Annotated in this window: 20 protein-coding genes; 4 read left to right on the plus strand and 16 right to left on the minus strand. The window is 34.4% G+C overall.

What is annotated here, in order from left to right; genetic code table 11:
* Positions 1-226 precede the first annotated feature (226 nt).
* A complete protein-coding gene (locus AC4NPH_RS03360) occupies positions 227-787 on the minus strand; it encodes a maltose acetyltransferase domain-containing protein (protein WP_064471670.1) in 561 nt (186 codons plus the stop codon).
* A 235-nt stretch (positions 788-1022) separates the two neighbouring features.
* On the opposite strand from AC4NPH_RS03360, the gene AC4NPH_RS03365 reads away from it, so the two are divergent.
* Both AC4NPH_RS03365 and AC4NPH_RS03370 read left to right on the plus strand, forming a co-directional pair.
* The gene (locus tag AC4NPH_RS03365; protein WP_098314928.1) at positions 1023-1379 is read left to right on the plus strand and encodes a hypothetical protein; all 357 of its coding nucleotides are present in this window, start codon (positions 1023-1025) and stop codon (positions 1377-1379) included.
* 7 nt (positions 1380-1386) lie between these two features.
* The gene (locus AC4NPH_RS03370; RefSeq protein WP_013057005.1) at positions 1387-1920 is read left to right on the plus strand and encodes a PIN domain-containing protein; all 534 of its coding nucleotides are present in this window, start codon (positions 1387-1389) and stop codon (positions 1918-1920) included.
* 369 nt (positions 1921-2289) lie between these two features.
* Here the strand turns inward: AC4NPH_RS03370 and AC4NPH_RS03375 are convergent, their stop codons facing one another.
* The 7 genes from AC4NPH_RS03375 to AC4NPH_RS03405 all read right to left on the minus strand — a co-directional run bounded on the left by AC4NPH_RS03375 (position 2290) and on the right by AC4NPH_RS03405 (position 6507).
* Positions 2290-3183 (minus strand): helix-turn-helix domain-containing protein, encoded by an 894-nt coding sequence (locus AC4NPH_RS03375; protein ID WP_029321714.1) that lies wholly within the window; start codon positions 3181-3183, stop codon positions 2290-2292.
* 166 nt (positions 3184-3349) lie between these two features.
* Positions 3350-3517 (minus strand): hypothetical protein, encoded by a 168-nt coding sequence (locus AC4NPH_RS03380; RefSeq protein ID WP_155660336.1) that lies wholly within the window; start codon positions 3515-3517, stop codon positions 3350-3352.
* Positions 3518-4004: 487 nt separating this feature from the next.
* A complete protein-coding gene (locus AC4NPH_RS03385) occupies positions 4005-4217 on the minus strand; it encodes an HNH endonuclease (RefSeq protein ID WP_098314927.1) in 213 nt (70 codons plus the stop codon).
* Between the two features lie 273 nt (positions 4218-4490).
* Complete coding sequence (locus tag AC4NPH_RS03390) at positions 4491-4877, minus strand: hypothetical protein (protein WP_098314926.1); 387 nt, start codon at positions 4875-4877, stop codon at positions 4491-4493.
* Between the two features lie 60 nt (positions 4878-4937).
* Positions 4938-5129, minus strand: coding sequence for a hypothetical protein (locus tag AC4NPH_RS03395; protein WP_013057002.1), 192 nt, complete (start codon positions 5127-5129; stop codon positions 4938-4940).
* A gap of 866 nt (positions 5130-5995) precedes the next feature.
* Complete coding sequence (locus AC4NPH_RS03400; RefSeq protein WP_055991190.1) at positions 5996-6238, minus strand: hypothetical protein; 243 nt, start codon at positions 6236-6238, stop codon at positions 5996-5998.
* Between the two features lie 80 nt (positions 6239-6318).
* Complete coding sequence (locus AC4NPH_RS03405) at positions 6319-6507, minus strand: hypothetical protein (RefSeq protein WP_055991193.1); 189 nt, start codon at positions 6505-6507, stop codon at positions 6319-6321.
* Between the two features lie 145 nt (positions 6508-6652).
* Here AC4NPH_RS03405 and AC4NPH_RS03410 point away from each other — a divergent pair, with 145 nt between their 5' ends.
* Complete coding sequence (locus AC4NPH_RS03410; protein ID WP_061859823.1) at positions 6653-7150, plus strand: hypothetical protein; 498 nt, start codon at positions 6653-6655, stop codon at positions 7148-7150.
* A 73-nt stretch (positions 7151-7223) separates the two neighbouring features.
* Here the strand turns inward: AC4NPH_RS03410 and AC4NPH_RS03415 are convergent, their stop codons facing one another.
* From AC4NPH_RS03415 to lipP1, 5 genes are all read right to left on the minus strand, one after another.
* The gene (locus AC4NPH_RS03415) at positions 7224-7472 is read right to left on the minus strand and encodes a hypothetical protein (RefSeq protein ID WP_029321696.1); all 249 of its coding nucleotides are present in this window, start codon (positions 7470-7472) and stop codon (positions 7224-7226) included.
* A 65-nt stretch (positions 7473-7537) separates the two neighbouring features.
* A complete protein-coding gene (locus AC4NPH_RS03420) occupies positions 7538-7669 on the minus strand; it encodes a hypothetical protein (RefSeq protein WP_255286325.1) in 132 nt (43 codons plus the stop codon).
* Positions 7670-7712: 43 nt separating this feature from the next.
* Entirely contained in the window at positions 7713-7976 is a 264-nt protein-coding gene (locus AC4NPH_RS03425; RefSeq protein ID WP_255286334.1) for a tyrosine-type recombinase/integrase, read from the minus strand.
* 53 nt (positions 7977-8029) lie between these two features.
* Positions 8030-8320 (minus strand): site-specific integrase, encoded by a 291-nt coding sequence (locus AC4NPH_RS03430; protein ID WP_176532987.1) that lies wholly within the window; start codon positions 8318-8320, stop codon positions 8030-8032.
* A 378-nt stretch (positions 8321-8698) separates the two neighbouring features.
* A complete protein-coding gene (gene lipP1, locus AC4NPH_RS03435; RefSeq protein WP_098314925.1) occupies positions 8699-9631 on the minus strand; it encodes a LipP1 family hormone-sensitive lipase in 933 nt (310 codons plus the stop codon).
* 194 nt (positions 9632-9825) lie between these two features.
* On the opposite strand from lipP1, the gene AC4NPH_RS03440 reads away from it, so the two are divergent.
* Positions 9826-10101 (plus strand): hypothetical protein, encoded by a 276-nt coding sequence (locus tag AC4NPH_RS03440; protein WP_025752355.1) that lies wholly within the window; start codon positions 9826-9828, stop codon positions 10099-10101.
* Between the two features lie 33 nt (positions 10102-10134).
* On the opposite strand, the gene AC4NPH_RS03445 is transcribed toward AC4NPH_RS03440, so the two are convergent.
* The 3 genes from AC4NPH_RS03445 to AC4NPH_RS03455 all read right to left on the minus strand — a co-directional run bounded on the left by AC4NPH_RS03445 (position 10135) and on the right by AC4NPH_RS03455 (position 12364).
* Entirely contained in the window at positions 10135-10983 is an 849-nt protein-coding gene (locus tag AC4NPH_RS03445; RefSeq protein ID WP_013056998.1) for a YihY/virulence factor BrkB family protein, read from the minus strand.
* A 189-nt stretch (positions 10984-11172) separates the two neighbouring features.
* Positions 11173-11376 carry an alpha/beta-type small acid-soluble spore protein gene (locus tag AC4NPH_RS03450; protein ID WP_013056997.1) on the minus strand — a complete coding sequence of 68 codons (204 nt, stop codon included), beginning with the start codon at positions 11374-11376 and terminating at the stop codon, positions 11173-11175.
* Positions 11377-11503: 127 nt separating this feature from the next.
* On the minus strand, positions 11504-12364 hold the full coding sequence (locus AC4NPH_RS03455) for a dimethylarginine dimethylaminohydrolase family protein (RefSeq protein ID WP_029321690.1): 861 nt from the start codon (positions 12362-12364) through the stop codon (positions 11504-11506).
* Positions 12365-12530 lie beyond the last annotated feature (166 nt).

The raw sequence follows: 12530 nt of genomic DNA on the forward strand, positions 1-12530 counted from the left end.
TCGTCTAGTTTATTATTCATCATTTATCTTTAATTTAAATATCTTTAATTAAAGATAATATACCATGATTAATTTTCCTTTGTCAATAAAGTATGGATGATCTCGGAAGGAAATATGTATATTTTTACATTTAACCAAAACATTATAAATGAGGACGAGCCAAATCGGCAATAAAACATCGTATAAACAAAGAGCTTTTACAATTCAAAAGCTCTTTGTTTATTCTTTAATTTTCAATATGCTTGATTATAACTGCAGGATTGCCTCCGACTACCACGTTATCAGGAACATTTTTTGTCACAACGGCACCCGAAGCAATTACCGCATTGTTGCCTATTTTCACTCCAGGATTAATAACGGCTCTTCCCCCAATCCAGACGTTATTTCCTATTTCTACGCGTTTTCCAAACTCAGCTCCTGAAATTCTTTCAAGAGCATGCAAAGGATGAGTTGCTGTATAGATATGTACACCTGGTGCAAGAAAACAATTATCTCCTATTCTTATTTCACATACATCTAAAAGTACGCAATCAAAGTTAGCATAAAAATTTTCTCCAACATGAATGTTAGAACCGTAGTCACAGCGGAAAGTAGGCTCTATGCAAAGAGAATTTCCCGTAGATCCAAACAGTTCTTTTAATAAGTTTGTACGTCTTTCTTCTTCCCTTTCTGTTGTTTGGTTATAAAGCCTTGTTAATCTTCGAGCGTTTTCACGTTCTTTTATTAATTGCAGATCAGCGGAAAGATATAATTCTCCATCCAGCATTTTTTGTTTTTCTGTTTTCATTTTGCATCCCCTTTTTTGTAGTTCCTTCTCTAACCTATACTGATTTATTCTCTTACACGATATCATGTTTTTAAACCTTTGTCCGGTATTCGCTGAGATTATCACCCACCAGGCAAACATTAGTTAATTTAATAACTCCCGGAAGCTAATTTTTTAATCTTTTTATGTAAAAGGAATAGTAAGAGAAACCTTCATCACATATACTATATAAATTTATATAAAAGGCAGGGATATCATGAAAGCACAGCGCTTGGTAGATGACCAAAAAGGAACATACAGCAAGGAGGTTCAGAAGCACTTTAAACTAAAAATAAATGGAAAAATCTACACACAACTCTCACCACAATCACCTTCCTCCCGCTTTATACAGAAGAAAAATCTTAAATACAAACCTCAAAATAAAGTTCTACGCACATACGATAAAAAAGATAAAACATTAAATGATACACAAGAAAAGCTCATAAAATCTGCAAAAACTAGATTAACTAAATATGAAAAGCTTCTATTAAGCAATCAGCTTTCAGAATCTGCGGCTCTTTACTCACCTTTTGGGTTAGAAGAGCTGGTACGAATGGCTAGTAGAGAGGAGTGAACGATTTGTGTTGGGTGAAAAAGTAATCATTGATACAAACATTTGGGCTTCACATGCGCTTAATTATCCAGAAGTTGTGGAATATATTAATGAACTTATTTCAAATAATGCGGAATTTTTAATGCCTACCGTTGTACAAATGGAACTTCTGTCGCATTGGGAAGTAGAAACAAATCCTCAAGTCAAAGCAGTAAAAAATCATTATATTTACGATATGACAGATAAAATTGTAGACGTTACAAGTGAAATTGCACAGCTAGCAGCTCAAATTCGCAGAAAAGCCAAAATAGAATCCAATAAAAAAATTAAAGGCCCGGATGCGATGATTGCCGCATCTGCTTTTATACATAATGCGAAACTGATTTCCAACAATAATAAAGATTTTGCTTGGATTACATTTAATTTCAGCTATCGAGGTCAACCATTATCTTATGTAAATCCTATTAAAGACACGATTGCTTACGCTTCTTTTATTAAAAGCTTTGAACTTCTCAACCTTCCCGATGCTGATAACTTACAAGAAAACGAGAAGGAAAGCTGATTTGTTTTTATTTTCAAAACACTCTTTGTCTCCCGCCTTTTTCAAATTAAAAGTTTGATGGGTACATACTCCAATTCTTTTTATGTGGAATACAGTAAAAAGCATAAAAATTTAGGCGGTGAAAAGAGTGAATTATCAATATTACCCAGAACAAGCTTTAGAAGAGTACCAATATGGCTATGATTATTATTCGAATCCCCATGAAACTGACGAAAGATTCCCTTATGGTTATTATCCATACCCTCGCCCACGTCCATTTTATCCTTACCCTTATCCTCGTCCTATTTATTACCATCCCCCTTACTTTTACCCTCGTCCTCGTCCGTTTTACCCACACCCAGTGTATTGGAGATAAAAAAAGAAGAGCGATCAGCTCTTCTTTTTTGTTTCTTGATATTTAGACATCTCTTCTTTAATAATGGTCACAAACGCTTCATTTTGCTCAATTTCAAAAACAGTAATAGCTTTTTCTAAGTAAGCTATTCCTTCTTTAAGCTCACCAAGCTGACAGAGTGCTTCTCCAATTTGATAGTGCAGTTCTCCTAATAAATAAAGCGTCTCATGCTGAATACAAAGCTCTAGTCCTGCTTGTGCATATTTAACCGACTTTTCATAACGTTCCATTTGCAAAAGCGCACGCGATAATCCGTATAAAATTCGAATTTTGACTAAAGGATCTTTTAACTTAGGAAGCAAAGCAATATGCTGCAATCCTTCCATAAACGTACTGAACGCTTTTTTTAAATGACCTTCTTCTTCATAAATAATGGCAATACTATTTAAAATAGCAATCTCTTTTTCTGAATAAAACTGTTCGCTCGTACGCGTGAAAGCAATGGCTTTTTCCAATTTACGAAGCGCTTGTTCAAATTTATTTCCAATATAATAATCACATATGGCTTCGTGCCATAGGAAAAATTGTGCGTGAAAAGGATCTTGAAACATAGGATTATCTTTTTCTTTGTTCACCATATGTAACACGGTTTCATAATCGCGTTTTCGTATATAATGCCTAATGGTCGATTTAATTTCTTTTGAATAATCGTTGGGCGTTAGCTCTCCTGCTTCAAAGAAATAATTCATCGGAACCCCTAAGCGTTTCGATAAATGATAGAGAACTTCACTGCTTGCATGAATTTCACCTTGTTCAAATCGATGTAGCTCTTCTTCTGTACAAATTCCTTTTGATAACTCGACAGTTGTCATTTCCGCAATCTTTCGCAGATCTTGAATCAGCTGACCTACTTGTTTTTTATCATTCAAAAAATCACCTTACTTAAAACGTACAAACCCCGTTAAAACAACGTTCCGTTATAATATTGTAAGCCTATTGTACATTTAGATAGTTTTTTTATCAATAGAAATAAGAAAAAAATTCCAAGAAAGATTCTTCTAATTATATTGACGTCACACCTAATCCACTTAACCTTTATAAAATATCACCTTGAATTGATAAATTAATTCGACTAACTAATTTTTCTAAGTCCTTGATTAATTCATTAGGGGTGCAAGTATTATTCATTACGTTATTACATATCTTTAGAAGCTCAAGTTTAACTTCTATGTTAATTTCCTTTGATTTCAATTGCTCTTCCACAACAAACAGCCCCTTAATAAGTACATATTATCATAAAAAAGGATTTTTTTGTTATTATTTCATTTGTTTTTGCTTCAAATTTCTTTCCCTAACTTAAAATAAATTTCTTTTTACCTATATTATTTTTATGTATACTGAAAAAGAACTATACATCCAGAAGGAGGAAATTTAATTACATTCTTTACCGTAGATGCACTTTTAGAAAATAACTCTCACGTACTACAATATTATCAAACTGCTAGTCGACTATGGGACGAAATTTGGAATGATCCTCAAAGTGAGACATCTGAAGGTTTATCTCGTATTTTATCTAACCGACAGCTTACTTTTGAAGAACGGTGTGGCGGAAGACCACTAGGTCAAGAAGTTATCGTTTAGGTAGGGTTTGGTCAGTTGTACAGTCCGTACAATGGTTATACAGATGATAGTAGAGCTAAAGCTCATTTATTAAAAGAAGCTTTTAGACTTAACTATTGTAGTTTTGAAGTTAAATGTTTAGCAGATGATGCTTCCAGTTCTTATGATGATGTGCTTTACATACTGATTGTAGATTGTCTATTGATAAACGTTTACTCCAATCCTCTTTCACTTCTATAAGGTGATGGACTATTTCAACAGGAGTAAGCCTGCCTTCTTCAAGACAGACCTCGCATAAAGGGTTTAACCTCTTCTTCCTATTGCGTAATTTAATCCATGAAATACTAGAATAAAAGGCTTGTTCTTTCTTATCTACTCGCTGTTCTTTATACTCTCGATGAGCATCTTCCCTACACTTATCACAATATGTATCATAAGTTAATTCTCTACATTCATTCCTCCGTGTTACATATCTTAGGACTCTTGCGAGACACGCTGTGTTTTAACCACCCTTCCTGTTCCTTTTATTATTTAGCACATATTTCAATTTATGTAATTTAGACATAATAAAAAGCCACCCAATTTGAGCAGCTTAAACTTATAAAAATATTAACTTTTATTTCAGCTCTAAAAGTAAATAACTTAGCGCCCTATCTAATGCTTCAGATATAGTTTCAACCTCTTCAATCAACTCTGCGCCAGATTTCAAATGATAAGATAAACCCGTATCAAAAATTTTAATTCCACCAGCAACCTGATAGTTAGATTTTAAAACTTTCCTCAAGCTCAATACAGATCCTTGGATTTTAAAAGAAACTAAACAGTCTGGAAATGAAATTTCATTTTCCTCTTTATTAAAATTGACTTTAGGCTGTTGATTATCATTTAGCTTTACATTTAACATCTCAATGAAAGAACCAATAATATCTTGAATCAGTACCAGTTCGAAATGTTTTCCTGCAATTTTAGAAACATAAGCATTAATCCAATTTTTATCGACCATATCTATTACCACCTTTTGTCTATTCTATTCGACAAAAAGTTATTTATTCTTACCTTATTATTATTTTTTTTCTTCTGTAACCATAAACTGCACCACATTATTTAAATTGATATGCACTAGCTCTTTTTCATTCGAAACAAATTTTTCATGTTTTGTTATATGACTAATGACTTCTTTCTTTGATGTGGCTTCAAATTTTAATTCCTTTGTCCTGCCGTTTATAAATTCAAAAACAACTTTAAATTTAAGCATATGTGTATCACCTCTTCACCTACTAGTTCGACAAAGAATGACAAATCATCTGTTTTTAATAAAAAAGGACACTGATGAATCAGTATCCTTATGCTTATTACTTCAATAATAACTCCTGAAACTGAAAGGTATGGCAGGTCCCGAAATAGGCGACTGTCCTCCACCCCCAAGTTTTGGAGCCTTAGCAGGATACCCCAATGGATAATTCCCCCACCAACTGTCAACCTCACCACTAGAATTCAGTACATATCCAGTAGGACGTCCAAAGGAAGGCATAAAATAGGGGTAGAAAGTATAGTTAAAAGGCGTATAGAAATTAGAATAAAACATTTAATCACCTACTTTGTTTCAATTTGTAAAAAAGCCTTCATTAAAATATGAAAGCTTTTCTTTTATTGTGAATCATCGTTTTCAACAACTTTTTATTACTCGAACAAAATAAAAAGCCACTCTAATTTTTAGAGCGACTTAACGTTAAGTATTAAAATGTTGAATGCGTAAGCTCATTGTAAAAAACAACAACTTTAATTGTTTTTTCCTTTCTGAGTAAGCTTGTTTTGAATGCGTAAAAGCAATCCAATTATTACCCCAGCAAATATAGTTAAAGCAATATATGGAGTCCAATCTCCATTAAATAAGGCTTCCATTACTACGAATATTACTACACAAACTATTACACTTGCTAGAATGTACAATAGGTTCTTCATTACACCATTCCTATATAACAATAAAATTCTAATGAGCTATAACAATAGTCATAGCTCATTGACTAACTAATTAATAGTAAAATAAAATCATTGGGGGTGTCATCTCTTTTTTAGAAAGATTTCCTCCCACACTAATGCTACTTATCTATACAAGTAGTCTTACTTTATTTTTTCACTTTTCTCAATTTTCATTATAAAATTAGCTAATTCAATATCAATAAAGGTTCGATTTAGAGCTGGTATGTCCCAAAATTGTTGATGGTAATCTGGTATATATACGCTCCCGTCATATTGTGCTTTAATAACCCGTCGGAAATTCTCGCCTAGGCATTGCACAATGTAGGACTTTCTGCCGTTTTCTACTATAACATTTAGCACTTTAAAATCTAATTGAATTCTCATTTTCTAATCACCAACTTTCTGCCTATAATTTCGACAAAAAGTGTAATAACCCTTCTCGCTATATGACTATGAGAATATTTTTATTCCACGCACTTGAAAGCAATTTGATAAGCTTCATACTTGGTTAATCCTTGTAAACTCATTAAGTACTCAGCCAACATTATTCTTTGATTATGAGTTAAAGGTTCATCATCTTCTTCATTGATACGTAAGAACTCTTCGTTACTAATTTCTTCATCTAATATTTTTTGGTAAAGTTCATCGGTCATTATTTAATAGTCACCCTTTCTAAATTTGAACATACTAAAAAGCACCTGAATTGAAACGATACTTCCCTGATTTTATTAACTGTATCTATGATGTTCTAATTTAACAACATTATTAATATTATTTATGTAATTGATCTTAAAGGAGATGATATCAGTGATTGAATATACAGGCTGGCAATTTTATGATGACTATACAGAAATTTATGGTAGAAACTATTTAACTCATCATGTTGGCTCAATGCTGGTGCCGGTTTCAAGAATAAAAGGCTTAACTCATGACAACGTTTTGTCTGAAGAAAAGTTAAGTCGTCTTCTTAAATCAATAGAAACTCACGGATATGTAACAACTGGTTCCTCTCACATGGATATTAACCTAACATTATTTCCTAATGGTGAGTTTTGCGTTGGTAATGGAGGTAATCATAGACCATACTTAGCAAAAAAACTAGGTATAACTATTATTAGAGCAATTGTAGATGTATGTATCCCACTTGACCTTTTAACAGATGAACAAATTCTACATTTTGAGTCCCTAGATCCTTATGATTTACCTAATAACCCAGAATTAAAAGATGTAGCATATGCCCTAGAACTAATGCCTAGCCAACAACTTGCTAAACAAACTATTATTCATATTCGCTGAGCACCAAAACAGGTGATTTTTGTTGTTAAACAAAATAAAAAGCCACTCTAATTGAGTGACTCTTTACTTGTTATCATTTGTCTTTTACTTCAGTAGGCACATAATCTAAAAGTATTGATATTATCATATTGAAATGCCATGGAGTAAGGTTATCTCCATTATTATCTTTTAATTCGTTAGTTAATTTCTCTAAGGTTTCAGTCCACATCGGAGAATTATTCCTTTGCTTAGCCTCTTCTGCTAAGTGTTCTACAACATTTAGTGCTTTGTAATACTCATTATCCTTAGCACTGATATAATAATCCTTTTGTTCATAGGGCATTATCCTACACAACCCTTTCGTAATTTTTAATTATCTATGGGCATACCTAGGAAAATCGTTTAAAACTATGTAATCTCCACATTGCAATCAATTCTTAATTCTTCCACTGTATCTTCTACTTCATCAATGTCATCAACATTATGATCATAATCCAAGCAAATCTCTCTTATCTGAAATTTACTAGCTAAATTATCCATACTAGAATGTTGTCCTATAGTTTTTGGAGTTAATTCTACTAATCTAAAATTTCTTCGATTTTGTATTTTGAAAAGTTACTGACCGCTTATCGAAATCAACGTCTCGTTTCTTCAAATATAAAGTTTCATCTACCCTTCCTAATGTGTCTAGCAATGTATGTAAAAGCACATATGATCTAAATTGAGCATAATAACTCTTATTAAAGGCATTAAAAATTCGCTTTATTTCATCTACCGTCAATGTTTCAACCTTATGTTTTTGGAACTTTACATTACGAATTTCATTAAAGACATTTTCTTTCAGCACTTCTTCACGTTTCAAAATATTAAAAGCAGCACGTGCTTTTTGAAGGTAGTTATTTACATAGATGGCTTCACCCCCTTCTTTGCAACTTGCTTAGATTTACTACTTGTATCAGATTTTTCGTGAAGCAACCAATTAATAAAATCCCTAGCGTCATTTAAAGTGATATCATCTACTCTTGTATCTTTTTCAAAGAATGCAATTAAATCATTAAAAACGAGATTATATTGATTTAAAGTGGATTGAGCCATACCTTCTAAAGTTTTAATTTTAATAATTTTCTCTTTAGCTTCTTCAAGATTTATTTGAACTACTTTTGCTCCCTTTCTTATTCGCTTTGCACACAAAAAGGCAACCCCCTTTGAATATGGAAGTTGCCTTAACAGTTTAGGTAGTTTTTTTATTATGGGCAAGTTTCAGTCTTAGTGACTATTTACTCACCCTCTAAAAACCCTATTATATCAACGTTTATTAAGTATTTTTTGAAAAGGAATCAGCTGACCTACTTGTTTTTTATCATTCGAAAAATCACCTTATTTAATGTAAATAAATGTTTTTATCCTACTTTTCTACTATACTCCAAACAAAATGACTTTAAAAGAGATAATGGGCTATTTTTTGAAACTATTGTCAATCTTTTCTCCCTATTAATAAAGAAAAACAGCACATCCATGTGCTGCTTCTCCCAAGTTCATATAATTTATGACACTATATATCTTTGCGCCTTAAATGGAGTCAAATACTTGACGCAGTTGAGCTGCGCTTTTATTGATCGCCTGCTGAGCGAGTGGGACAAATTCATGAAACCCTAAAAACCCGTGAATCATTGTTTCATAATTTTCATAGGTGACGGGGACACCGTGATTTTTTAATGCGTCCGCGTAGTCTTTTCCGCTATCTCTTAAAGGATCATACTGTGCTGTAATAATGGTAGCGCTTGGTAGACTCGATAAATCTTCTAGTAATACCGGAGCGTTATAAGGATGCTGTTCTTCTTCTTTATTATTTAAGTACTGAAGGCGAAACCAATCCATGAGATCTTTTGAAAGGAAATATCCTTCCGCATTTTCTTTCATAGAAGCAGGGTGCTGATTTTTAAATCCTAAAGACGGATAAATAAGCAGCTGATGAACAATGGATGGACCTTGTCTTTCTTTTGCTAAAATGCTCACAACCGCAGCAAGGTTGCCACCGGCACTGTCCCCACCGACGGCAATTTTATTTGAATCGATATTTAACTGAGACGCATGAGCTGAAATCCAATCCAAGGCTTCATAGGCATCGTTTACTGCAGCGGGAAATTTATCTTCAGGAGCAAGACGATAATCAACAGACACCACAATACAGTTTGCTCCATTTGCATACGACCTGCATATAGAGTCATGAGTATCCAAGCTTCCTAATACCCAGCCTCCTCCGTGATAATAAACAAGAGCAGGAAATGGCCCTGTTCCTTCAGGTTTATACACTCGTATAGTGAGCGTACGTTCATTTAATTCAATGTCTTTATTATATACTTTTTTAACTGCTTCTTTGGAAGGAGTTAAAGACATCTTTTCCATTTCTCTCAGCTGCGGGGGTGTAACGTCCTCTAAAGAAGGACGGGGCATTTCATTATATTGATTTAGAAATATTTGAATATGCGGATCTAACGGCATTCTTCTTCTCTCTCCTTTCAAGGTAACTCTATATGTAATGATGAATGAAATTTCAGAAAAAATCCAATATATTGTCTTCCCGGCAGGCTTTTGTTTGTTTTAATTAAAAATGGGTATAACAATTAAATAAAGAGGATGATATTCGTATATATTTTATTCTCACCTATATAAATACGTACAAAGGAGGCACACTGATGATTATTGTTTATATAAGCTTAGCTGTTGTTTTGGCATCACTTGCGTATCTTATTTACGCAGGCGTATCATTTAATAAAAAAATCAAGCCAACTGTGAACTCTGTAAATGCCACTTCTCAACATCTTCAAAACGAAACTGATCATATCAAAGAAAAAACAAATCATTTAAAAGTAACACAAGCAGCTATTAAAACCGATGTACAGTACAAAAAAGATTCGGTCAAATATACAGCCAACTCATTTAAACAGCTTGTTAATAGCTTTAAACGTTGAAAAAGGAAACCTCTATAAAGGTTTCCTTTTTTATTACATCGCCTGAGACGTATCTTTAGGAGGTGCAGCCGTTTTGTTTCGGTGATAAATAGCGTTAATCTCTCCTCCAATCACGAGAATTAACCCCGTTAAAAATAGCCAAAGCATCAGAACAATCACGCCTCCTAAGCTTCCATAAGTAGCAGAATAATTGCCAAAGTTGCTTACGTAAAATGAGAACCCTAAAGATGTTAGCTGCCATAGCAGCGTAGCAGCGAGTGCCCCGGGCCATACATGAGCAAAAGGAAATGTTTTGTTTGGCGCTAATCTGTATAATACGGATAAAACAAGTACCATAATGCCGACACCAACAATCCAGCGCAGAATATTTAAAACCACTGTTGTACCTGAAGGGAGAGAAAACCATTCGCTTATCCAATTTAACAAAACTCCTCCGAACACTGGTAAAAGAAGCGATACAACAATTGTTACAATTAATCCAATTGTTAAAAGAATGGACAGACCTCTTACTTTAATAAACGAGCGCTGTTCTTTCACGTCGTAGGCTTGGTTCATTGCACGGATAAAGGCGTTCATACCGTTTGAAGCGGACCAAATGGTTCCTAAAATCCCTACAGTCAGTAACCCGCCGTTTGGTTGGCTTACAAATTGAGCTACGTTATCTTTAAAGATTGCAGCCGTTTCTCCCGGCATAACGCTTTGAAGAAGATCGATTGCCTCTTCCGGTTTAATAGATAGATACGGAACAATCGATATCAGTAAAATAAGCATAGGGAATAATGATAGCATATAATAATAGGCTTGCTCAGCCGCTAGTCCCGTTGCTTGGTCTTCTTGAATTTCTTTACCAAGACTTTTTCCAAATGATAATAGCTTTTTCATGATAAACCTCTACTTTCTCTTTTTTTGTTCTTTTCCCATTTTATGCACTTTTCAACCTTGAAAGTGGAGAATTTCAAGCAAAATCTCCACTCAAACGACCAAGAGAAAGTAGAATGATGTTTTCTACACAAAAAAAGTTCCAGCTCAAAAGAGCCAGAACTTTTCATCAAAGTGTTTATGTAGAGCAGACTAGCGAATGTGTCCTTGTGCACCGCTTAATTGCTGTTGCGCCATTGCAACAAGATGCTTCGTCATTTCTCCACCAACAGAACCATTTGCGCGAGCCGTTTGTTCCGCGCCAAGCTGAACGTTAAGTCTCCCCGCAATTTCCGTTTTTAATTGATCAAGAAGCTGTTCAGCACCTTGAACTAAAATAGGATTACGATTTGCCATGTTTATCACTCCTTTCCTTCAACAGCTTATATAGGTTAATGTTCCTTTCACTTGAAATTTTATACAACATCCCTCAAAAAAAAGATCCCTGGCTATCGCCGAGATCTTTTTTTCTTTTTAAGCTTTTTTACACTCGTTCCAGAGGCATTGTGCAGCAGCGGAAAGAACCGCCGGACTTAATAATTTCAGATATATCAACTTCAATTACTTCATAGCCTCGTTTCCTTAACTCTTCATTCACTTCTGTATTCATTGGCAGGCTGATCACCCGCTGATTACCGATTGATAATACATTGGTTCCCATCGTAAACTGCTCTTCTTCTGTTACTTCAATTAAGTCATATTTCATGCGAAGTAAATTTAATTCTTTCTCATGTAAAGCTGGTGAAAATACGAGCGCTTCTGTAGGTGATAAAATATTTAACACACAATCAAGATGAAGGTAAGATCGGTCAATAGGAATCGGAACAACCTCATACGTTGGAAGCAGCTCTTGGATATGCTCCACACCTTCTCTACTTGTACGGTCGCTGAGCGCAATAAAAATAGCTTGTCCATCAATCAGCACATCTCCACCTTCAATGGGATGGTCCGGTACCTGATGGGAAGGAATACCTTGCTGCTGCAGCCACTCTGCTAGCACTTGTTCTTCTCCACTTCGAATTTCGCTGCCCATTTTCGTGACAATAATGGTATCTCCGAGCGTATAGCCAATATCCCGCGTAAATACTTGTTCTGGAAATGGCTCTTGTGCAGATAGCCCGATGACTTCCACTCCTTCTTTTTGAAGACATTCGACAAATTGACGGTGTTGCTTTGAAGCCAAGCTCTCATCAATATTTTCGTCCGCATAGTGCTTTTGTGTTTCATTAATAATTTCTTCAATTTTCATATATGTAGGTGGGCAAACAATCACACGCTTTAATGTATCATACTCATTTTTACACCCATAACTATTCGTCATTTTAGCTGGCTGTTTCATTTGCATCTTTTTAAATCCCCCTTCGTGCATTTATGTACAGTGTTCCCTAAATCTCCTGAAACATAAACACGATTTTGCTGAGGAAACACCCCTGCTTCTCTGTATAAAAACTTTTTCAGGCAAGAAAAACAAAAAAACACAATACTTCTTCTAATTACAATAACTGTTAGTA

It is taken from the genome of Priestia sp. MDV22-iso46 (assembly GCF_058629175.1).